We start from the raw sequence: 21665 nt of genomic DNA, 5'->3' as shown, positions 1-21665 counted from the left end.
AGACACGATCAAAAGAATTGAGATATTCATATTAGCCTAATCTTACGATTTCTGGTCTATTGCAATTCTCCTGATCAGACAGATTTCCTAAGAGGGGTTGAGATGAACGAGACCATTCGGACTATTCTGGGCAGAGTTGGCGGCTTGCAGGTTGCCGTTGCAGAGATTGCGGCTGATGCCGATCTTTACGCACTGGGACTGTCTTCCTTTGCTTCCGTGCAACTGATGCTCGGTATCGAGGAAGCCTTCGACATCGAATTTCCAGACCATCTGCTCAATCGCAAATCCTTTGCCAGCATCGAGGCCATCGAACGCACGGTGCGCCAGATCCTGGAGGATCGGAAGGTCGCCTGATGACCGTTCCGGCCACTCACGCCCTTGAAACATCGCCTCCCCAAGGTGATCTTGCTGCCCGCGCGGCGCGCGTTGCCGCGATTGCGGCGCAATATGCCGAGGATGTCGATCGCCAGGGCCGGTTTCCGCGCGAGACCGTGGACGCATTGAAGGCGGAGCAACTGCTCGGCATCCAGATCCCAGCGGAGCTTGGCGGTGAAAATGCCGGATTTGCCGCAATTGCCGAGATCTGCACCACGCTTGGCCAGGCCTGCGCCTCCAGCGCGATGATTTTCGCCATGCATCACATCAAATGTTCCAGCCTCGTGGAACATGCCCAGGACAATGCCTGGCAGCGCAGCTTCATGGCACGGGTCGCTGATGCACAATTGCTGCTCGGCTCCGCCACGACTGAAGGCGGCATTGGCGGCAATATGCGCAATTCCATCTGCGCCATCGAGATCGACGGCGACACCTGCCGACTGGAAAAGGACGCCACGGTGATTTCCTATGGAGCAGAGGCCGATGCGATCCTGATCACCTCGCGCGCCCATAAGGATGCCGCACCGTCCGACCAGGTGATGACGGTATTTCTCAAGGGCCAATATAGCCTGGACAAGACCGTGGACTGGGACACGCTCGGCATGCGCGGCACCCGGTCCGATGGCTTCCTGTTCAAGGGCGAAGCGCCGGCCGTCCAGATCCTGCCGAAGCCCTTCGCCGACATTGCCGCCCAGTCGATGCTGGCCGCCTCCCATATTCTATGGAGCGGCGTCTGGTACGGCATCGCTGTCGATGCCGTGGCGAGAGCGCAGAGTTTCGTGCGTGCCGCCGCCCGCAAGAGCCAGGGTCAGATGCCGCCTGGTGCCTTGCATCTGGCGCAAGCCGCCAATCTGTTGCAGTTGGTCCGCTCCAATGTCGTTGCCGCGCTGAAAGCCTATGAAGAGGCAAAATACGATGGCGACAAGCTGTCGTCCTTCGGCTTTTCGGTGACGATGAACAATGTCAAGATCGCCTCGTCCGAGACGATTATCGACATCATCAACCAGGCCATGCTGATCTGCGGCATCATGGGTTACAAGAATGGCACGCCCTACAGCCTCGGACGCCATCTGCGCGACGCGCATTCCGCCCGGCTGATGATTTCCAATGACCGCATTCTCGCCAACACATCCAATATGTTGCTGGTTCATAAACTCGACACACGTCTGCTGGGGTAAGCAAATGGATAGTCAAACCAATTTTCTCGACCGGCTGTTCGAGGCCGGCCTGCTGATCGATACTGGCGTGGACGGGCTTTATGGCCGTAGCGGCCAGTTTGAAGATGTTATCGCCGCTTTCGAGCGGTTGATCGACCGGTTCGGTGGCGCGGATGGCGCAGAAGCTCTGCGCTTTCCGCCAGGCATGAACCGCGCCTATTTCGAGACCAGCGGCTATATGAAAAGCTTTCCGCAGCTGGCCGGCACCGTCCACAGCTTCTGCGGCAACGAACTCGACCATGTCAGCCTGCTGAAATGCATGGATGCCGACGAGGATTGGACGAAGGACCAGAAAGCGACGGATATCGTGTTGACGCCTGCCGCCTGCTATCCGCTCTATCCAACCATTGCCAAGCGTGGCCCGATTGCAGCCTCCGGCGCACTGTTTGACTTGCAATCCTATTGTTTCCGCCATGAACCCTCGACCGATCCGGCCCGCCAGCAGCTGTTTCGCATGCGCGAATATGTCTGCATGGGTTCAGAGAGCCATGTCACCGATTTCCGCCAGACCTGGATGGATCGCGGCCTGAAAATGATGGAAGAGGTGGCATTGCCGGTTGAAATCGACATTGCCAACGATCCGTTCTTCGGACGCGCTGGCAAGATGCTGGCCAATAACCAGCGCGACCAGAACCTGAAATTCGAATTGCTGATCCCGATCACCTCGGTCGCCAAGCCCACCGCCTGCATGAGCTTCAACTATCATCAGGATGCCTTTGGCAGCAAATGGGGCCTGAACCTGGAAGACGGTTCGGTTGCCCATACCGCTTGCGTTGGCTTCGGTCTGGAGCGGATCGCCCTGGCGCTGTTCCATCACCACGGGCTGGACGTCAAGGCCTGGCCGCAATCGGTGCGCAGCGCACTCTGGGGCTGATGATGACCACGGTCCTGCCGCTCGATCCGGCCCGCTACCAGCCGCATGCACTGCATTCGGCTGAGCGCATGTGGCCGGAAACCAATTGCTATGTCGATCTGTGGATCGAGGTCCTGTCCGTGCTGGGCCTGCCGCCGGAGGCCATGCTGGGTTTTACCCTGACCCAGGATTTCGAGGGCGACCAGTTCACCTTCTTCAAGGTACCGCTGGAAGATCTTGAAGCGCTTTACGGCATTCGTGTCACAGAACTGGCAATTTTCGATCGGGCCGAGACGCATGTGGCCCAGCAGATCAGCCGTGGCCGGTTGTGCCTTGTCGAAATGGACAGCTATTTCATGCCTGACACCGCTGGCGTCGGTTATCGCCAGCACCATGGCAAGACCACGGTCGGTATCAACCGGCTGGATCTCGCAGGCCGCTCAATGGATTATTTCCACAATGGCGGATTTTTCCGGCTCGAAGCCGAGGATTTCGACGGAATCTGGCAATTAGCAGCACCGGAGGCCGCACTTCCATTCCTGCCCTATACGGAATTTGCCAAATTCCCCGAAACTCGGCCTGACGAGACGCATCTGCGCCAGGTCGCTGAGCGGCTTTTCGCCTTTCACTTTGCCCGCCGCCCGCAAGACAATCCCTTTGCGGCGTTTGCAGTGGTCTTTCCAGCCCAGGTGGAGGCCATCGCGGAGCGGCCCTTCGGCTATTTTCATACCTATGCCTTCAACACGTTGCGGCAATTCGGGGCGAATTTCGAGCTTCTAGCCAGTCACTTGCATTGGCTTGCAGCAGACGATCGCTATACGAGCGAAATTGCCGAAGCATTGCGGATTTCCGAGCTGGCAAAAACCGTCCAGTTCCAACTGGCCCGCGCCGTCACCCGCAAGAAATTCGAACCACTGAAAGCAGCGCTTGACCCCGCGATTGACGCATGGGACAGGCTGATGACGGGGCTTGCCAGCAAGATCGGCTGAGACCAGATCGGGTCATTCAGGCACCGTCTTGCTTTTGGAGCATTTCAGCGCTTCGTTGAATCGCGGAAATGCTCCAGGTCTTTGTTTTGCGCATTTCCGGACGTAAAACCGCTTCACACTTTTCCTGGAAATGCTCTAAAGGGACGCATAGCCGATGATCACCTATCTCGATGCCGACATCCGCCCACTGGAAGCCGGTTGGACCTTGCTGGTCTGCGAGCCAGGCACCTATGACAGCCCGAAGGCATTGCACCGCGCCAGCGCCCGCCTTCAGGCACCAGTACCCGGCACCGTTGCCCAGGCGCTGACCAAGGCGGGCCTATTCGATCCTGATCATCCAAGCCCGCTGCATGGCAAGGACATCTGGTATCTCCGCCCCCTGACCGGCGAACAGCCCGGCCCTGCGGTGCTGCGCTTCGAAGGCTTGGCGACCATTGCCGAGGTCTATTTGAACGACAGGCTGATCCTGTCATCGCAGAGCATGTTCGAGGCCCATGATGTCGATGTAATGCTGACCGGCTCGGACGACCTGTCGATCTGCTTTCGCGCGCTCAAGCCTCATCTGGAAAGACGAGGCCCAAGAGCCCGCTGGCGACCGCAGATGATGAGCGACCAGGGCCTGCGGCTGGTGCGCACAACCGCCCTTGGCCATATGCCAGGCTGGTGCCCTGATATTCATGCAGTCGGGCCGTATCGGCCAATCAGCCTGATCCGCCCCGGCACAAGCACGATAACCGACCTCGCGCTGCACGCCGATCTCGATGAAAACGGCACCGGGCTGCTCGACATCGCATTCCAGCTGACTGGCAGTGTGACAGCCATATCCGTGACATGTGCGGGTGAGACTCTCGATCTCAAAGCCGATGCCGACGGCCATGTCGCGGGCCAGCTTCGTCTTCCCACTGTTGCGCCCTGGTGGCCGCGCACCCATGGTGAGCCGGTGCTGCACGACATTCACCTGACGCTGGATGGAAAGCCGCATTCGCTTGGTCTCACCGGATTTCGCCGCATCCGGGTTGACCGGGGCGCGGATGGCAAGGATTTCGCGATCTTCGTCAATGGCGTGAAAATCTTCTGCCGGGGTGCCGTCTGGACCAATGCCAACCTGACCCGCCTGCCCAGCACCGCCGAGGATTATGCGTCCTGGCTGAGCATGGCCGCAGATGCTGGCATGAACATGATCCGCATTGGCGGCACCATGACCTATGAAAGCGCCGATTTCTTCAGGCTCTGTGATCAGCTGGGCCTAATGGTCTGGCAGGATATCATGCTGGCCAATTTCGACTATCCCGCTGCCGACGAGGCATTTTCCGACCATATCCGCCGGGAAGTGGAGCAACTGTTAAGCGCCGTACAGTCCTCTCCCTCGCTGGCGATCCTGTGCGGCGGCAGCGAAGTCTATCAGCAGGGCGCCATGCTGGGCCTGCCGGAAACCAGCTGGAAAGGCCCTGTCTTCACCAGCCTTCTGCCGCAGCTCTGCGCGCGCTTTGCACCACATCTGCCTTATGTGGAAAATTCACCGATGGGTGGCACAATGCCCTTCAGCCCGGATACCGGCGTCACCCATTATTACGGCGTCGGCGCCTATTGCCGCCCGCTTGAGGACGCCCGTCGCGCCCAAGTCCGTTTTGCCGCCGAATGCCTGGCCTTTGCCCATGTCCCCCAGCAACAGACGCTCGACAGCCATTTGTCCGTGTCGCCGGTTCATGATCCTCGCTGGAAGACGCGTGTGCCGCGAGACCGGGGTGCCTCCTGGGATTTCGAGGATATTCGCGACCATTATCTCGCCCTGCTCTACGGTGTCGATCCGGCTCGGTTGCGCCGGGAAAATCCGGCGCGTTACCTGCATCTGTCGCGGGCGGTCAGTGGAGAGGTGCTGGAGGAAACCTATGCGGAATGGCGCCGGCCCGGTTCATCCTGCAATGGCGCGCTGGTCTGGATCTTTCAGGACCTGAACATCGGTCCCGGCTGGGGACTGGTGGATGCGACCGGCACACCGAAACCCGTCTGGTACGCAGCGCGGCGCGCCTTCAACCCCATCCGCATCACCATGACCGACGAAGGCACCAATGGGCTAGATGTGCATCTTTGCAATGACACGATGCGGCAACATACTCTGACCCTGGATCTCACCTGCCTGCGCGACGGTAAATCGCTGGTCGTAGCCGCAAGGCGCGCCGTCATCTTGCCCCCGCAGAGCGGCATAACACTGCATGCCACAGATCTGTTTGGAGCGTTTTTCGACACGACCTATGCCTTCCGCTTCGGGCCGCCCGCCCATGACGTCACTGTGGCGACCCTGAGCAACGCGGAAAACGGCGAGATCGTCAGTCAGTCCTTTCACTTCCCGCAAGGCCGCGCCCCGGCCATGCATGACGCAGAGATCCGTACCACGCTGTCGCAGGAAAAGGATGGCTGGTGGCTGATGCTGGAAACCGACCGGCTGGCCCAATCCGTCCATATCGCCCTTGAAGACGGCCGCAGCACCGATGATTTCTTTCATCTGGCGCCGGGTTTTGCCCGCCGGGTCAGGCTTCTAACACCGGAGAAACCCAGCGGCGAAATCCTCAGCGGCTCTGCCTTACGACGCTTCCGGTTCTGAGACGGGTTCTTTGCCTGCGGATACACCGGCTTTGATCTGCTGGGCAGGCAATTTCGACGCCTGAACCGTCATCGCCAGCGCCTTGATTTCCTCGAAATAGCGCTGCTGGGCAGCGGCGGGAGAGAAATTATGATCCGTTTCCGCCAGAATGTCGGTGCGGACATTGGGATAGCGTTCCAACTTGCGGCCCTGGGGACCGAAATGCTGATAGAAATGGTCAAGACCCACGTCCTGCTCGCTATAGAGCAGCACAAGCGGCGTCTTTCGCTTTGCCAGAGCGGCAAAGGCGACGCGCACGGCCCGATGCTCCAGCCGGACATCACGGCTGAAGACCTGGGCGAGGCCAAGGCGGCTCAACACACGACGCACGCCAACCAGTGCGAAATTGCGGGTCGCGTTTTTCACATCCACCTTGCCCCGCCAGAGACGTCGCAAGGTCTGCATCTGAAACAGCCGATGCTTGTAGGTATCGAGCGAACGCGGCACCACAGCTAGCCCGTCTTCCACCCGCCGTCTCTTATCCCAATAGAAGACGAAGGGATTAACCAGGCAGGCTCCGGCAATGCGATGATCCTTGGTCATGCAGGAAAACCCGAGATAACCGCCACTGCACCGTCCGGCCACCACACTGGGCAGCAGTGAACGCTCTTCGAGAACGGCAAGCGCCGCTTCCACATCGTCATATTGGGTTTCGGCGTATAGCACCTGATCCGGCAGGCCCGGCACCGGCGGGCTATCGCCGACATTGGCAACATCGAAGCGCAGGGAGGCAATCCCGTCGCCTGCAAGCTTGCGCGCCATGGCGACACCCGAGCGTCCCCATCCCGCACTGCGGTCATAGGCAGTGTTGAGCAACAGAACGCTTGCGCCGCATCGGGGACCGGTCGGCTCGCACAAAATACCATAAAGCCGTTTGCCCCGGCCAAACCGAAGGGCCGTCTCGCGAAAATCCAAGCCATCCAGGTGCGCCTGATCTTCGCCTTGTACGGATGCCAGTGAGGAATCGGCAGCCAACGGACGCTTTTGCTCGCCAAGCGCTGCTGCGCGGCGAACGATCCAGCTTATGACATTTTCAGCCGCCACCATGGGCATGCGGGCCATGGCGGGATTGCCGACCATCGCATCATAGCCCGGATAGTCGATGCTCTCGACGCGGGCGCCTTTTGCTTCCAACTGCTTTGCCATTTGCCCGTCACCCGGCCGATCCGCCCGGTTGACGAACAGATGCGGAATGGAGCGATGCGGCTGCACGGCGGAAAAATCAGTTTTCTTCAAGGCCGAGGCCTTTGCATCCGGCATCACATGCCCGGCAATGGCCGTCATCCCGCTGAGCCGCAAATGTTCGGCCAGGCCCAATCCGTCATCGATGACCCGCGCCCAGAACTGCAATTCCCTGAGATATGCACGACCCGAGGCCACGGGAGCCATGGCGACAAATCCCGCCAGGCCATCGAGTTCTGCGGCCATGCCCACGCCAAGCGATGCACCCAGCCCATGCCCCAGCAAAATCACCGGCAAGCCGCCGGTCTTTTCGGCAAGCACCTCAAGCGCCGCGCGGATCGTATCTTGCCAGAGCGACAGGCCAAGCGTTCGGTCCGGCGGGTCCAGCGCATCGCCCGTGCCGGGATAATCGAAGCGCAGACTGGCAATGCCCTCACACGCCAGTTCCTCCGCAATGATGCGGAAAAGCTTGTGCGTGCACATTTCCTCAAAGCCCCAGGGCTGGAGAAACAGCACCGCGCATTTGCGCACCACACCTTGCTTGGCGCCCTCCGCCGGCTGATAGAGCCCGAAGGTGCCAGCAAAGCTGACCGGCTGAGCCACAGCATGCTGGTGCGGCTGAAGCCGCTGGCCAGATGCCGGGCCAACCCGCTCGGTTATCGCTTCCATCAACCTGCCCTTTCCTTGCCCCACGGCACTCTCTCAAAGACGGCTACTGCATAATCCCTTAAATCTCCATGGATTTAAGGTGAAAATTATTGAGCATATATAAAGGACGCCAGCAGACCTTGTTCCAACCGGAAGGACAAGGGAGGCTGTAGCCCCCTCAGCTCCGTTTGGGTGTCGCGGTCAGCAACATCAAAACCACATTCAAAGGCCCCGCCAGCCGTTTTGGCAAACGGGCGATCAGCCCTGCCATGACCGATACATCCGCCTCCGGCACGGCCCGCAACAGCCGCAGCGCCAGGCAATAGACGCTGACGGCGCCGACAATGGCAAGGACAAGGCCACCGATACCCGGCACCACATCCTGCACCGCCAAAGCCGCCGCCGCACAACAGCCAGCGGCCACGGTAACCTTGAAAAGACTAAGCCCCAGCGGCGCCAATGACCCTTCGAACCGCATCCAGCGCAGCATCGCCAGGCTCATGGCGGTAAACACCACGATCCGCACGAAAGCCGCACCTTCTCCCCCGTAGGAAGGCACAAGCAAAACATCCCCGACCAGCATGATAAACGCACCGCCCAGCCCGACAAACAGTCTTTGGCGGATTTTATCGAGGGCAAACAGATATTGTGTCGCCACCTGACAGGCAACGGCAACCGGCACAGACAGCGCTAGCAGCGTCAGCATCGGCGCGCTCGGGGCAAAGGCATCGCCAAACACCAGCGTGACCAGCCGATGCGACACCGCCGCCAGGCCCAGGCTCATCGGCAGCGTGAAATAAGCGAGACTGCGCACCACGCTTTCAAACATCGCCACAGGCAACCGTCCCCCCGGCGCGCGGTGCAGATGTTCGGCGTAATAAGGCACAAGACTGCCGGAAAGCTGGATCGGTACCTGCAAAGCAAGATTGGTCAGCGAGAAGGCCACGGAATAATAGCCGACCGTCTCAATGCCCTGATAACGTTGCAGGAAAAACAGCTCGATCCGGTTCAGGAAGATCGAATCCACCATGAATTCCAGCGAGAGCACGAAGGAGGAGCCAAGCAGATAACGAAGCCCGATGCCACAGCTTTTCACCTTGTGGCGCAACAGGGACGCAGCAAAGAGAAACTGGGAAATATAGGCCAGAACATAGCCGAACAGCGCGCCCGGAACACCGAACAGCAAGGTACCCGCCACAACGCCAACCAATTGCAGCAGCCCGGCCGTCAAGGTCATGCGGAAGAAAATATCCACCCGCTGTTCGCCAATCAGGTAATTCTTGGCAAACATCCCGATGGCCTGCGTGGCAAACAACAGCGCCGTCACCACCAGCACTTCAGGCGCGGTTTCTGCCCAATGCCTGCTTTCAGCCACCCAGAAAAACAGGAAATAGAAGGCTAGCAACAGCAATGTCGAGCCAACCACCGGCCAAAGTAGATAGGCGGCGAACCCTTTGCGGTCACTTTCGCCGTAACCCTGCCCTTTCAGCTGCGGCAGCAGACGCAGCAATAACACGCCGGTGCCAAGTTCGGCCACCAGTGCCGCCGTGGAGGCAAGCCAGACGGAAAAGGCGATAATCCCATTGGCTTCCGGGCCAAGAACCCGTGCCGTGAAGATCGAGCATATGAATCCCGTCGCCAGCAGGGTCAGCCCTGCCGCCGCATTGAACGCGGAATTTGCGACTATTCCATTGCTCATTGCCTCACCATAACCCTGGTGTTCTGCGTATTCACAAGGCTGCTATCCATTCCGTCACCCCGCAAACAAGACATCGACTGTCTCGTCCCAGCTTAAAACACCATCCGTTGCAATCGTCTGACGATCAAACGCCCCTGCGGCTGAAAACGCTGCGCGGATCGAGACTGGATCGGCGGGGTCATAGCCCATCACGTGGCCCCGCCCCATCGCAGCAAAATGCGGCGCGACAATCGGCAAGCGGCAATAGCTATACTGGATCATCTTCAGGCTCGACTGGCTGAGATAATCCGCGCTTGCCCCATCCCGGTAAGGCGCGATGCCGAGATCGGCGAATTTAATGAACGGCACGATCCGCTCGAAAGCCTGTTCGCCATGGGCGACGATATTGGGCAGCACCCGGCGCGGCAATGCCTTGGCCCCGAACAGATGAAAGGTCCAGTCCGGATTGGCGGCGGCCATGACATCGATGGCATCGGCATCAAACAGCATGTCGCCAACGCTGACAGCATGCTTGCGGCCTTGGTAAGCGCCGCTCTGATAGGGGTTTTGACCGCTCGCATCGAAAGCCGCCTTATCAATGCCATGCGGCAAGTAAAGCAGCGGCGCATCGCTGGGAAAATCCGCCAGCAGCGCCTGCGCCAGCACATGGACGCTATCGTAAAGGCCGATGGTCTTTTCAAGCGTCCGGTAAACGGCAGGCGGCACGCCAATGGTCGAAAGCCGGTCGGCAGCATGGTAGATGATCCGGGCCTTCGGCGCATGCTGGCGAAGCACCGGGGCCAGCAGCGGCGAAGGACCGCTTTCCACCAGGATATGGGTATAGGAAGACAGCCCATCGCGGACCGCTTTGGGCAAAAACGCACTGACGCGCGAAAACAGCGGATCGGCCAGGCGATTGAGCCAGGAAAATTTCAGGTTCATGGGATGGAGCAGCTGAAACCAGATGAATTGCCGCAGTCCCTCGCTCAAACCCTCCCATTGGTTGAGGCGATGCGTGCGGGCAAAGGCATAACGCCCATCCTTCAGCAGCCGGCTGATCGGGCTGAGCCGCCAGACCAGGAAATCCACCCTGTCGCCCCGCGACAGCAGACTGTGTGCCATGAAATGCAGATCGACCTTGCGCGGCGCATCGGCGAAATGCTGCCCGGTCACAACAAGAACATGACGGCGCGTCTTAACATCAGTCATCACCTGGGCATTGCTCATGCCGCAGCCTCGTGCCCACAACGGTGAATGGCAGGCAGGGCATGCCGGTAAAGGGCAATGTAGCGCTCCGCCACGCCTTCCCAGGAATAGCGGTTGACATCAGCGGCAAGCGCGTGACGCAGATCGGCACCCTCATCTTCCAGCCGGGCGAACGCCGTTTCAATCGACGTCGCTGCGCGGGCGGCATCGGCAAAATCGGCAAGCTCAATGCCGGAATGCTGGGCTGCCAGCGCCTGGTAGGCATCGTTTTCATGCAGGACAGGCACCAGACCGGCGCTCATCGCCTCCACGGCCACCAGGCCGAAACCTTCATAATCGGATGCCGAGGCAAAGATCGATGCCTTGGACATCAACTGGCCCAGAAGGCGGTTATCGGGTTGCAGATGCAGGCCGACATGATCGGTAAGACCATTGGCGTCGATGAGCGCGCTTACATCCTGGGCGGACAGATCCGATGGCGAACCGGCAATATCGAGCCGCCACTGCGGATCGCGCTTCACCAGCACGGCCATGGCCTGCAACAAATGATCAAGCCGCTTGTTGACCGAAAACCGGCCAATCGTCACGATCCGTTTCACCGGCTGGCGCGAGGCCAGTCCGGAAAACTTGCTGGTGTCGACGCCATTTTCAATCAACACCGAGTGCCTGGGCTGAATGACCCTAAACAAGGCCAGATCCGAGGCGCTACAGCAGACCACCGACCGATAAGCGCTCGCCGACAACCGGGTCAGGCTGCTGAACCACATCTGCTTGATCGTGGCAAACTTACGGGTGTGGAAAAAACCGCCATGGGTGGTCGCTACCATGGGAGCGCCATGCAGGAAGCGGCCGATCGCCAGAGCGTCGAAAAAGAAATCCACCCCATGGACATGGACAAGATCGGCATCGCGGATATGGCGAAAGGCAGAAAATGCCAGCGGATAACGGCTGCTGCCGCGATAAGGCACGCGCACCACTTCGACGCCATCAATCACTTCGCGGGCTGGCAGGGTTTTGCCGGGATCGGAAAACAGACGGTCAAGTGTCACGACCCGCACCCGGAACCCGCGTTGCAACAGTTCCCGGCTCAGGCTGGAGACCACATCTTCCAATCCACCCCGGCCCGGCGGATATTGCCGCACCACCTGGACGATCAAAGGTGCGGATGAGGATTTATCCTCCCTTACCGCTCGCCTTGCGCCGATGATCATGCCAATACCCCCGGGTTTAAACGGAAAGAACCTCAATTTCCTGATCGTTTGGTTAGAATGCCTTGAAACATTGGTAAAGCAACTTGTGCATAAATGTCCTATCCTTGCACAAACGCGGTAAAGAATCGTGATTAACAGGCCAAATTGTTAGGTATCATTAACCATGGCCTGCCATTTTAGCGGTTCGCCAGCGGACTTTCCGCCTCGGAGCAACGGTATGACAATGCCCTCAGAAGGACAACCGGCTGGAGTTTTCCGGTCCTGGACATGAAAATGGACATCGACATTTTTCAAATCCCCGGGATCTTGCGACGGCGCTGGTATTACCTGGCGTTTTTTGCCGCGCTGTTTGCCGGTCTGGCGCTTCTCTATGCGCTCAGCCTGAAGCCTGTCTATGTGTCTTCCACCCAGATCCTGCTCGATCCACGCGGCCTGTCTGCCACCAGCAGCGACAGCCGACAGCCGACAGCCGCCGTACAAAGCGACCCGGCCAGCCTCGACAGCCAGATCTATGTCGTCCTGTCCAGCGCCGTGCTGGGAGAAGTGGTCAACCGGCTCGACCTGACGAAGGACCCCTATCTCTATGCGGGAAAGCCAAGCAGCGCCGTATCCCCCGCTGAGGTCATGGCTGCCACCATCGGCGGGCTGGTCCGGCATGTGAAAGTCGAGCGCGAAGGCCAGTCTTTCATCATGTCGATCACCGTCGAGCACCGCATCGCCAAAACGGCAGCCGACATTGCCAATATGATTGCCACCGTCTACCTGAAACAGGTGGACGAAGCCCGCTCCGATGCCGCGCGCCGGGCCAGCGCCGCCTTTCAGGCGCAGGCCAGTGAATTGCGCGACCGGGTGCTGAAGGCCGAAAGGGCGGTCGAGGAATTCCGCTCAGCCAACGGTCTGGCCAGCACCGGCGTCACCGGGCTGGTGATCGACCAGCAATTGGCCGGACTGAACCAGCAGTTGATCGCGGCGCGCGGCGCGGAAGAACAGCAGCAGGCCATTTACCAACAGACCCGCAATCTCACCGTTGCCGCCGTTGAAAACGGCAATATTCCAGAAGCGGTGCAGTCCACCACTGTCGGGCTGCTGCGCGACCGCTATGTCCAGCTACAGGACCGCCAGGCCGAAGCCTCTGCCAATCTCGGCGGCAATCACCCGCAGTTGAAGGCGATCAATTCGCAGGTGGCCAGCATGCGCCAGGCGATCCAGCAGGAGTTGGACCGCGTACGCCAGTCGATGAAGCTCAGCTATGACCGGGCGGTTGCCAACCGCAAGGCGCTGGAAACCCAGCTGCAAAGCCTGACAAAAACCAGTTTCGACAGCGGCGCGCGCCAGATCACCCTGCGCCAACTGGAAAGCGAAGCTGAAGCCATCCGCACCATTTACAAGGCCTTCCTCAACCGCGCCGAGGAGCTGAGCCAGGAACAGACGATCTCCATCAACAATTCCCGCGTTATCACCGAGGCAGTGGCGACAGCGAAATCGGTCACGACCCTCAAAGTGATGATCCTTGCCGCCGCCATCCTGTTTGGTCTGGCCTTCGGCAGCACGCTGGCGGTGGTGCTGGAACTCCTGTCGCGCAAGGATGTCGCGCCGCAAGCAGGCATCGCCGCGCCTGCCACGGCGACCTCATCGCCTCCTGGCAAAGGCGAACCACCCCCAGCACCGCCCATTGCGTCAGCAAGACATATCGCTCTGATTGCCGACGCTACGGAACCTGAAAAACAGAAGTCCCGCAATCCGTTCAGCTTTATCGCCGCCTTTGGCCGTCGGCTGGTCTCGCCTCTTGTTCCAGCATCCAACCCGGCAAACACACAACAACCGGCTGCGGGCGGTGCGTGGTCCCATGCGGTTGCCAACACAGCCGGTTTTCTGATCGAATGCGGGGAAGGCTATGCTGATCTGACCGTTCTCTTCGTCGCAGCCGGCAGGCCGATGGCCAGCGCCTTTATTGGCGATGTGGCGCAGAAGCTGGTTGATCGGGATCGCGGCGTGCTGCTGGCCAATGGTGCCATACGCGACCATCGCGTGGCGATCCGCTCACAGAGAAAAACCAATGCCCGACCAAGCCTTGCCCAGGCATTGCAGCAGCCCGATCTTGAAGACGCACCTCTTTCGCATATCCTGCGCTACGAGCGTATTGCCCTGCCCCATAACCAGCCAGCCCGGCCAGCAGCGGGAGCATCAGCCGCCTCCGTCCGCCCTACCTATTCGCGATTTGTCGAGCAAAGCCTTCAGGCGGAAACCGATTTCACCTTGATCAATGCCTGCGGCGCCGGGGTCAATGCCAACAGCACAGGAACCAACGCCAGCGGTGTTGGTGGCGAGCAGCATCTTACTGCCCTTGCCGCCGAGGCCGATGTCATTCTGGTTTTAACCACGGCGCAAGACGAGGCCGCCGCCCTGGATGAACTGCTGACGCGGCTGGGCGAAGACGCAGAACGGGTCGTGGGTCGTATCGTGCTCGAGACCGCGGGATGACGGTGACGGCACAAACCGGGCCGACCGGCACCGGCGACCGGTCCCTAACGGAGGATGAGACGCAACATCAGGCGTTTCTTCCCGAATGGCTGATCTCGGCGATTGCCTCCTTCGCTGTCATCGGCGGGCTGGTGCTCAATCTGTTTCTCTGCTTCGTCAACACCCGGATCATGCCTGTCAGTGACACCCATGTCATGCTGGGGGAAATGACCATGCTGGGCGCTGCCTTCCTATTGGCGGTTGACCGGCGGCCTGGCCTCTACCTCACCCTGCTGCTGTTTGTCAGCTACATGCTGATGATCTTTGCCTTGCGCGGCGCGCTGGACCTGAAAGCACTGCGTGACATCTTCATCCCGGTCGGGTTCTATTTCATGGGCCGCAGGGTTGCTCATGCCGGGCTGGCGGACCGGCTAGTGATCGCCTGTGGCCTGATCGTGCTCACCGTGGCGCTTTACGAATATCTGGCGCTTGAAAGCTATCTCGATTATTTCAATGTGCTCGGCTATTACATCGCCCGCGGCACCGTGACGCTTCAGGAAAGCTTCGGCCAGACACGGGGCCTGTTCATTTCCGGGCTGCGACCGGAGCCGCGCACCCTCCTACCCTTTCTTGGCCAGCATCGGGTGTCCTCGGTATTTCTGGAACCGGTCTCGGCCGGCAATTTTGGTGTCATCCTCTATGCCTGGGCGCTGTTTCGACCCGCCATGCCGTGGCGGTTCATTGTCATGGCACTGGCCATGACCAGCATTGTTCTGGCCGATGCACGCTTCGGCTTCTTCACCTGCGTTGCCATCACCCTGCTTTGGCCGCTGTACAGGTTCATTCCGAAAACTGTCTGGCTGGTCGCCCCGTTCCTGCTGCTGGCGGTGATTGCCGCCTATGGGTTGATCGTCGGGGCCGAAGGCGGTGCCAATGATCTGTCAGGCCGGTTGAAAGTGACGGCAGGCATTCTCAACAGCCTGGATTTCCAGGTGGTGCTCGGCGCAAAGACCACCGATGCCTTTACCGCCGATTCCGGTATTTCCTACACGCTGACCAATTTCGGCCTGTTCGGCTTTGTCGGGCTCTGGGCAGCTTTCGTGCTCTCACCGATGAAAGACCCCAAAGCCTGGGCCTTCCGGGGCATGATTGTGATCTATCTTCTCTTGCTGATGTTGATCAGCAATTCCTTCTATTCGATCAAGACCGCCGCCCTGATGTGGTTTCTGATCGGCACTGCCGATGCGGTGGACTGGAGTAAAATTCTGGCCTACCGGGACCGCAAGGATGGGCAATCCGCAGACGCAGCAGAGAAATCGCGCAGATAAGGGGTCAGACCAGCCAGTTGCGGCCTGTCACCGGACTTGCCGGGCTGGATGTTGAGCATTTCGGTTTCCGGCCACCAGTCACCGGCCACCCAATAGGCCCAACCGACCCAGCGATCCGGGTTCTTCTCCACCACTTCAACCATGTCCTTGATGCCCTTAACGCAGGGCTCACCGCCCGGCGCGCCGAATTCGCCGAGATAGCCACGCTTGTCATTCTTGCGCAGCCAATCCGTGAAGGTCTCTATGGCGGCCACCGCGTCGCCTGCCCGGCTGCATTCATCCTTGGTGCCGGAAAAATCCGCGTCGAAATACTGGTGGACCTCATAGGCATAATTGTTGCCGGGGTCCTTCACCCCCAGCATCACCTCGCCATTGGCGCCGCCATAGCCGTCGCTTTGCCAGCTATGGGCGCCTGTCCAGGACACGCCAGGCACGAGAATAAGGTTTTTCGCCCCAACTTGACGAATGGCGGCAATGGCAGCATTGGCTGCCGGAAGCCACTGGCTGGCGGGCATGTCATACGGCTCATTCATCAAGCCGAAAACGATGGTCTGGTCATTGGCATAGTGAGCGGCCAGCCGCATCCACAAATCCGCGAAGGCATCGACAGGCACGTCCGGGCCATTAATCTGTTTTTGATGATAGACCGCGAAATTATGCGGATCGAGCACCACCCGCAGATGCGCCTCCTTCAGCTGTGCAACGGCTGTATCCAGTCGTTTCAGCTCGTCAGCGTCGAAAGCACTCTTGAGTTTGGGTTGCAGGCGTTCCCACTTGAAGGGAAGCCTTACAGAATTGAAGCCTTTCTCGGCAAAATAGCCAATGGTCTTGGCACTGGGATAGGTATAGGCCCTGTCCGGGGCGCCGCCAATCTCACCGAATTCCGCTCCAGAAAGATTGACCCCTCGCATGCAGGCCTGACCGGCCCACGCTTGTCCGCTGATGACCGGTGCCACCGAAAGCGTGAGAGCCACAGACATGGTTATGGTCCTTTTCAACACGCTCTCACATCTGTCTGTCGTCATCACTGCCATTTGCTTATCCTCGTTTTTCGTTCTGTCACGCAGGCAGCTATTGTGCTGGCAAACAGCGACTGGACTTATTTGCGCTGTCATTCGGCGTCCTACCATAATGTTGCGACACAATGCGGCGCATGAAGACGCAATCGGACCACCTTTTGCCCCGCAAACCCGGCAGTTTCATTCTCATGGCTCTTCAACACTTTTCCTTAAAAGAAAAATAGTTTACTAGGTCGGAGCCAAGCCCCCTGAATTGATCGGGATTGACAATGGATTATGCATCATAAATCAGAAGGCTAACAACCCGCTTCTTCAGGCGGAAGACGCTTTAACGGAAAGAGGCCGTACAAACCGGCCACATCAGAGGAAGACGAGATGACGAGTTATGTTCTGACGGTATCGTGTCCATCCAAGCGCGGCATTGTCGCGGCCCTTTCCGGGTATCTGGCGGAAATGGGATGCAATATCGTCGACAGCTCGCAATTCGACGATCTCGATACCGACCGTTTTTTCATGCGCGTCAGCTTTATTTCCGAACAGGGGGCAAGCCGCGAAAAGATCGAGGCAGGCCTTGCATCCATTGTCGATAATTTCCAGATGGAGATCGGGCTTTACGATTCGACAGAGCGGGTCAAGGTTCTGCTGATGGTGTCACGCTTCGGCCATTGCCTGAACGACCTGCTGTATCGCTGGAAAATCGGCGCCCTGCCGATCGATATCGTCGGCGTGGTCTCCAACCATTTCGACTACCAGAAGGTCGTGGTCAATCACGATATTCCCTTCCATCACATCAAGGTGACGAAGGACAACAAGCCGCAGGCCGAAGCCCAGCTGATGGAGCTTGTGCAGCAGACCGGTACCGAACTGATCGTGCTGGCCCGTTATATGCAGGTCCTCTCCGACGCGATGTGCCAGAAGATGTCGGGCAAGATCATCAACATCCACCATTCCTTCCTGCCGAGCTTCAAGGGTGCCAATCCCTACAAGCAGGCCTTTGAGCGCGGCGTGAAGCTGATCGGGGCAACCGCCCATTATGTCACCGCCGATCTCGACGAAGGCCCGATCATCGAGCAGGATGTCGCGCGCGTCACCCATGCCCAGAACGCCGAGGATTACGTGTCGATCGGCCGCGATGTGGAAAGCCAGGTTCTCGCCCGCGCCATCCATGCCCATATCCATCATCGCACCTTCATCAACGGCAACAAGAGCGTGGTTTTTCCGGCCAGCCCCGGCTCCTATGCATCGGAACGCATGGGATAGTCAGGCATCAAGGCCAGCCATCAAGGATCGAGCAGGATCGCTTCACAAGCGAAACCGGCTCTTTCCACACCTCAAACGTTTGTTCCCCATGTTATTTTATAGATGGGCGATAGACGCGCGGATTCTCTCTGCTAGAGTTTGTCAGGAAACATGGTTATCGGCTTTCCAACGCGAGAAACCAAAAGAAGACAGACATGAGCTTGCATGATGCAGGTCGGACCGGAGTTCAGACCGGAAAGGCCCAGCTCTCAGCCGATTGATTCTGCAGGAGGCAGTCCATGCCAAACACCCTTCTCTTTCAGCGCACCGGGCTTGCGCGGCCTCACGTGACGCTTGAGGCGGCAGTGACCCTGCTGAAAGAGCAGTATGGCCTTGAAGGCACCGTCAAGGAGCTGGGTTCCCAACAGGACCGCAATTTCCGCGTGGATACCGGCGACCGCCGCTTCGTCCTGAAAATCTGCCGCCAGGAGTATGCGAGCGTCGAACTGGAAGCCCAGAATGCGGCCTTGAGGCATCTGGCACAAATCCCCGATGCCCCGATAGCCCCGGAACCGGTATCCTCGCTCAGCGGAGAAGAGATCGTGGCCGTCACCCTCAGTGAGGAAAGCTATTACGCCCGCCTGCTGACCTATATCGACGGCGAATCCCTGAGCCAGCGAAGCTATCTTGCACCTGCGACCATGAGCGCCATCGGCAGCTTTTGCGCCCGCATGGCGTTGGCGCTGGCCGATTTCGACCATCCCGGCCTGGACCGTGACCTGCAATGGGATCTGCGGCGGGCCGGACCGGTCACCTTGCATCTGCTGGCCTCCGTCAGCGAGCCAAAACGCCGTGACGATGTTGCCAAGGCGATGATCGTCACCATGCGTCATATCAATCCGTTGCTGGGCGAGCTGCGCCTTCAGGCTGTGCATCACGATTTGACCGGCGACAACATCATGGGCGCGCCCGATGCCGCCGGTCGGCTTCTGCCGCAAGCCGTGATCGATTTCGGTGATCTGGTGACAGGCTGGCTGGTGGGTGACCTTGCCGTGACGTGTGCGGCACTCTTGCACCAGGCCGATGGTGATCCCTTCGGCGTGCTGCCGGTTATCCAGGCTTTTCACGCGCTTTATCCGTTGAATGAAGCCGAGATCAAAGCCCTTTGGCCCCTTATCGTCGCGCGCGCCGCCGTGCTGGTGGCCAGCAGCGAACAACAATTGTCGATCGATCCCGACAATGATTATGTCTCCGGCAATCTGGAACATGAACGGGAAATTTTCACCCTCGCCACCTCACTGCCCTTCTCGGTCATGGAAGCAGCGATCTTTGCCACGCTTGGCCAGGAACCACCTGAAGAGCGCCCGGTGCTTGGCCGACTTTTGCCCGGTATCGATCCGCTCAGCGTGCATCTGACCGACCTGTCCACTCTCAGCCCCGCGCTGATCGAGGACGATTGGGCCGATGCCCAGATCGACTGGAAGCTGCTGGCCAAGGCCGCCGCCGATACCGGCGTTGCCGCGACCCGCTACGGTGAATGCCGCCTGTCCTATACAAGGCTTTTATCACCGCGCATGCCAGCAACCTTTGCGCTGCATGTCGATGCTTGCCTGCCAGCCGGAACCGAGGCCGTGGTTCCCTTCGATTGCGTGCTAAAGCGCACCAGCCAACACTTCATTTTGATGGCACAGGATCTGGCCCTGCATATCCATGGGCTGGAATGCCAGTTTGAAGACGGCACGGAATTGCAGGCAGGAACGCCCCTTGGCCGGATTGCCGGCGCGGAAGGGTCCGTGGGCGGGCTGCGATTGCAGCTTTGCCGCGATCCTGACCTCGTGCCGCCGCTGTTTGCCAGACCCGATCACGCCTATGCTTGGCGACGTGTCTGCCTGTCGCCGGCTGCCCTGTTCGGCGTCGATCTGGATGCGCCATTGCCAGGCAGCGAAGCCCTGCTTGCGACCCGCAGCCAGCATTTTGCCAGCCCGCAAAAGCACTATTACGCTCATCCGCCACAGATCGAGCGTGGTTTTGGCGAACATCTGTTCGACATGGCGGGCCGCGCCTATCTGGATATGGTCAACAATGTCGCCACCGTCGGCCATGGCCATCCGCGCCTTGCCCATGCCGCCTGGGCGCAGTGGTCGCGTCTCAACACCAATTCCCGCTTTCATTACCGCGCCGTCGCCGAATTTTCTGAGCGGTTGGCGCGCCTTGCGCCGGAAGGATTGGACACGGTTTTTCTGGTCAATAGCGGCTCGGAAGCCGTGGACCTCGCCATCCGGCTTGCCTGGGCAGCCAGCGGCAAACGCAACTTGGTCAGCCTGAAGGAAGCCTATCACGGCTGGACCATGGCGAGCGACGCGGTCTCCACCTCGATTGCCGATAATCCGCGTGCGCTGGAAACCCGCCCGGACTGGGTGTGGCCCGTCACCGCCCCCAACAGCTATCGCGGCCCGCACAGAGGACCGGATAGCGCTGCCGCCTATGTCGCCGAGGTGGAAAAAACGCTGGAGGACATCGATGCCGCAGGTACAGGCCTCGCCGGTTTCATCGCCGAAAGCCTGTTTGGCAATGCGGGAGGCATCGCCTTGCCGCCCGGCTATCTCCAGGGCGTCTACCCCTTGATCCGGGCGCGCGGCGGGCTGTGCATCGCCGATGAAGTTCAGGTCGGCTATGGCCGTCTCGGCCATCATTTCTGGGGTTTCGAGCAGCAGGGCGTCATCCCTGATATCATCACCATCGCCAAGGGCATGGGCAATGGTCAGCCGCTCGGTGCCGTTATCACCACAAAGGCGATTGCCGATGCCTTTGAGCAGGACGGCTACTTTTTCTCGTCCTCCGGTGGAAGCCCGGTCAGTTCAGTGATCGGCATGACGGTGCTGGACATCATGCGCGACGAAAACTTGCAGGACAATGCCCGCGATGTCGGCGATTTCCTGCGTGAAAAACTGGAGGATCTGGTTGCCGTCCATCCCCTGGCCGGTGCCGTACACGGCATGGGGCTTTATCTTGGCCTCGAACTGGTCCGCGACCGCCAGACGCTGGAACCAGCAGCCCAAGAGACCGCCGCGATCTGCGAACGACTGCTCGACCTCGGCATCATCATGCAGCCGACCGGCGACCATCTCAACGTCCTGAAGATCAAGCCGCCGCTCTGCCTGACCTATGAAAGCGCCAGCTTCTTCGTCGCCATGCTGGACAAGGTCCTGACCGAAGGTTGGTAGCACAGGCTTCGCCTGATGACGCTTAGAAAGCGGTAAACGTCATTGTCGTCAGCGAACGGACCACGCCGGGTACGGCCGAAATCTGTTCGTTGACGAATTTGCCAACGTCCTGCCCATCCTCGATATAGACCTTCATCAGCAGATCATATTCGCCCGAGGTGGAATAAAGTTCTGAGACGATCTCCGCCTTATAGATCGCATCGGCCACCTCATAGGTCTTGCCGGGAACACATTGCAGCTGAACGAAAATCGGTTTCATGGAAATTGGTCCTGATATAGTGGTCAAAAGATCTGTAGGCCGCGCAGGTAGTGCCTACACTTTTTCTATTCGATACCGCAAATGCAAGTGGGGTGTCATCCTGCAATCCCCTACACTTCTTGCACCTCCCGCCCTA

The 21665-nt window shown here is 59.3% G+C and carries 15 protein-coding genes; 9 read left to right on the top strand and 6 right to left on the bottom strand.

Annotation, left to right across the window (positions count from 1 at the left end; genetic code table 11):
* The first annotated feature begins 102 nt into the window (after nucleotides 1-102).
* The 5 genes from IEI95_RS28795 (at nucleotide 103) to IEI95_RS28775 (ending at nucleotide 6036) form a co-directional block, all read left to right on the top strand.
* The gene (locus tag IEI95_RS28795) at nucleotides 103-354 is read left to right on the top strand and encodes an acyl carrier protein (RefSeq protein ID WP_194417277.1); all 252 of its coding nucleotides are present in this window, start codon (nucleotides 103-105) and stop codon (nucleotides 352-354) included.
* Nucleotides 354-1553, top strand: a complete 1200-nt coding sequence (locus tag IEI95_RS28790) for an acyl-CoA dehydrogenase family protein (RefSeq protein WP_194417276.1) — start codon at nucleotides 354-356, stop codon at nucleotides 1551-1553. Before IEI95_RS28795 ends, IEI95_RS28790 begins: the two co-directional genes overlap by 1 nt.
* A 4-nt stretch (nucleotides 1554-1557) precedes the next feature.
* The gene (locus IEI95_RS28785) at nucleotides 1558-2466 is read left to right on the top strand and encodes an amino acid--[acyl-carrier-protein] ligase (protein ID WP_156535754.1); all 909 of its coding nucleotides are present in this window, start codon (nucleotides 1558-1560) and stop codon (nucleotides 2464-2466) included.
* Nucleotides 2467-2468: 2 nt separating this feature from the next.
* Nucleotides 2469-3434: a DUF1839 family protein gene (locus IEI95_RS28780; RefSeq protein WP_194417275.1), complete on the top strand. Its 966-nt coding sequence runs from the start codon at nucleotides 2469-2471 to the stop codon at nucleotides 3432-3434.
* Nucleotides 3435-3588: 154 nt separating this feature from the next.
* Nucleotides 3589-6036: a glycosyl hydrolase 2 galactose-binding domain-containing protein gene (locus IEI95_RS28775; protein WP_194417274.1), complete on the top strand. Its 2448-nt coding sequence runs from the start codon at nucleotides 3589-3591 to the stop codon at nucleotides 6034-6036.
* On the opposite strand, the gene IEI95_RS28770 is transcribed toward IEI95_RS28775, so the two are convergent.
* The 4 genes from IEI95_RS28770 to IEI95_RS28755 form a co-directional block, all read right to left on the bottom strand.
* Nucleotides 6016-7926, bottom strand: a complete 1911-nt coding sequence (locus IEI95_RS28770) for an alpha/beta fold hydrolase (protein ID WP_194417273.1) — start codon at nucleotides 7924-7926, stop codon at nucleotides 6016-6018. The genes IEI95_RS28775 and IEI95_RS28770 overlap by 21 nt on opposite strands.
* A gap of 157 nt (nucleotides 7927-8083) precedes the next feature.
* Complete coding sequence (locus tag IEI95_RS28765; RefSeq protein ID WP_194417272.1) at nucleotides 8084-9604, bottom strand: lipopolysaccharide biosynthesis protein; 1521 nt, start codon at nucleotides 9602-9604, stop codon at nucleotides 8084-8086.
* 54 nt (nucleotides 9605-9658) lie between these two features.
* Entirely contained in the window at nucleotides 9659-10810 is a 1152-nt protein-coding gene (locus tag IEI95_RS28760) for a GumK N-terminal domain-containing glycosyltransferase (protein WP_194417271.1), read from the bottom strand.
* Entirely contained in the window at nucleotides 10807-12000 is a 1194-nt protein-coding gene (locus IEI95_RS28755; protein ID WP_194417270.1) for a glycosyltransferase family 4 protein, read from the bottom strand. Before IEI95_RS28755 ends, IEI95_RS28760 begins: the two co-directional genes overlap by 4 nt.
* Before the next feature lie 273 nt (nucleotides 12001-12273).
* Between IEI95_RS28755 and IEI95_RS28750 the strand changes: the two genes are divergently transcribed.
* Together IEI95_RS28750 and IEI95_RS28745 are read left to right on the top strand one after the other, a co-directional pair.
* Complete coding sequence (locus tag IEI95_RS28750) at nucleotides 12274-14481, top strand: GumC family protein (RefSeq protein WP_194417269.1); 2208 nt, start codon at nucleotides 12274-12276, stop codon at nucleotides 14479-14481.
* Entirely contained in the window at nucleotides 14478-15788 is a 1311-nt protein-coding gene (locus IEI95_RS28745) for a UDP-phosphate alpha N-acetylglucosaminyltransferase (RefSeq protein ID WP_156535747.1), read from the top strand. The genes IEI95_RS28750 and IEI95_RS28745 overlap by 4 nt, the downstream gene beginning before the upstream one ends.
* On the opposite strand, the gene IEI95_RS28740 is transcribed toward IEI95_RS28745, so the two are convergent.
* Nucleotides 15731-16768 carry a glycoside hydrolase family 5 protein gene (locus IEI95_RS28740; RefSeq protein WP_234891126.1) on the bottom strand — a complete coding sequence of 346 codons (1038 nt, stop codon included), beginning with the start codon at nucleotides 16766-16768 and terminating at the stop codon, nucleotides 15731-15733. The two genes, IEI95_RS28745 and IEI95_RS28740, sit on opposite strands and share 58 nt — an antisense overlap.
* Nucleotides 16769-17182: 414 nt before the next feature.
* On the opposite strand from IEI95_RS28740, the gene purU reads away from it, so the two are divergent.
* Together purU and IEI95_RS28730 are read left to right on the top strand one after the other, a co-directional pair.
* The gene (purU, locus tag IEI95_RS28735; protein WP_156535745.1) at nucleotides 17183-18067 is read left to right on the top strand and encodes a formyltetrahydrofolate deformylase; all 885 of its coding nucleotides are present in this window, start codon (nucleotides 17183-17185) and stop codon (nucleotides 18065-18067) included.
* 278 nt (nucleotides 18068-18345) lie between these two features.
* Nucleotides 18346-21270 (top strand): aminotransferase, encoded by a 2925-nt coding sequence (locus IEI95_RS28730; protein WP_156535744.1) that lies wholly within the window; start codon nucleotides 18346-18348, stop codon nucleotides 21268-21270.
* 22 nt (nucleotides 21271-21292) lie between these two features.
* Here IEI95_RS28730 and IEI95_RS28725 read toward each other — a convergent pair whose 3' ends face one another.
* Nucleotides 21293-21529 carry an Lrp/AsnC ligand binding domain-containing protein gene (locus tag IEI95_RS28725; protein WP_012654268.1) on the bottom strand — a complete coding sequence of 79 codons (237 nt, stop codon included), beginning with the start codon at nucleotides 21527-21529 and terminating at the stop codon, nucleotides 21293-21295.
* Between the last annotated feature and the right edge of the window lie 136 nt (nucleotides 21530-21665).

Source organism: Agrobacterium vitis, from assembly GCF_014926405.1.
Taxonomy (GTDB): Bacteria; Pseudomonadota; Alphaproteobacteria; order Rhizobiales; family Rhizobiaceae; genus Allorhizobium; species Allorhizobium vitis_H.
This window is presented reverse-complemented; position numbering and strand designations above follow the sequence as displayed.

Bases quoted from the DNA above. Each gene is read 5' to 3' on its own strand.
- IEI95_RS28750 (WP_194417269.1), top strand. From the start codon at position 12,274: ATGGACATCGACATTTTTCAAATCCCCGGGATCTTGCGACGGCGCTGG.
- IEI95_RS28770 (WP_194417273.1), bottom strand. From the start codon at position 7,926: ATGGAAGCGATAACCGAGCGGGTTGGCCCGGCATCTGGCCAGCGGCTT.
- IEI95_RS28780 (WP_194417275.1), top strand. From the start codon at position 2,469: ATGACCACGGTCCTGCCGCTCGATCCGGCCCGCTACCAGCCGCATGCA.
- IEI95_RS28745 (WP_156535747.1), top strand. From the start codon at position 14,478: ATGACGGTGACGGCACAAACCGGGCCGACCGGCACCGGCGACCGGTCC.
- IEI95_RS28775 (WP_194417274.1), top strand. From the start codon at position 3,589: ATGATCACCTATCTCGATGCCGACATCCGCCCACTGGAAGCCGGTTGG.
- IEI95_RS28725 (WP_012654268.1), bottom strand. From the start codon at position 21,529: ATGAAACCGATTTTCGTTCAGCTGCAATGTGTTCCCGGCAAGACCTAT.
- IEI95_RS28760 (WP_194417271.1), bottom strand. From the start codon at position 10,810: ATGAGCAATGCCCAGGTGATGACTGATGTTAAGACGCGCCGTCATGTT.
- IEI95_RS28765 (WP_194417272.1), bottom strand. From the start codon at position 9,604: ATGAGCAATGGAATAGTCGCAAATTCCGCGTTCAATGCGGCGGCAGGG.
- IEI95_RS28795 (WP_194417277.1), top strand. From the start codon at position 103: ATGAACGAGACCATTCGGACTATTCTGGGCAGAGTTGGCGGCTTGCAG.
- IEI95_RS28785 (WP_156535754.1), top strand. From the start codon at position 1,558: ATGGATAGTCAAACCAATTTTCTCGACCGGCTGTTCGAGGCCGGCCTG.
- purU (WP_156535745.1), top strand. From the start codon at position 17,183: ATGACGAGTTATGTTCTGACGGTATCGTGTCCATCCAAGCGCGGCATT.
- IEI95_RS28740 (WP_234891126.1), bottom strand. From the start codon at position 16,768: ATGTCTGTGGCTCTCACGCTTTCGGTGGCACCGGTCATCAGCGGACAA.
- IEI95_RS28730 (WP_156535744.1), top strand. From the start codon at position 18,346: ATGCCAAACACCCTTCTCTTTCAGCGCACCGGGCTTGCGCGGCCTCAC.
- IEI95_RS28790 (WP_194417276.1), top strand. From the start codon at position 354: ATGACCGTTCCGGCCACTCACGCCCTTGAAACATCGCCTCCCCAAGGT.
- IEI95_RS28755 (WP_194417270.1), bottom strand. From the start codon at position 12,000: ATGATCATCGGCGCAAGGCGAGCGGTAAGGGAGGATAAATCCTCATCC.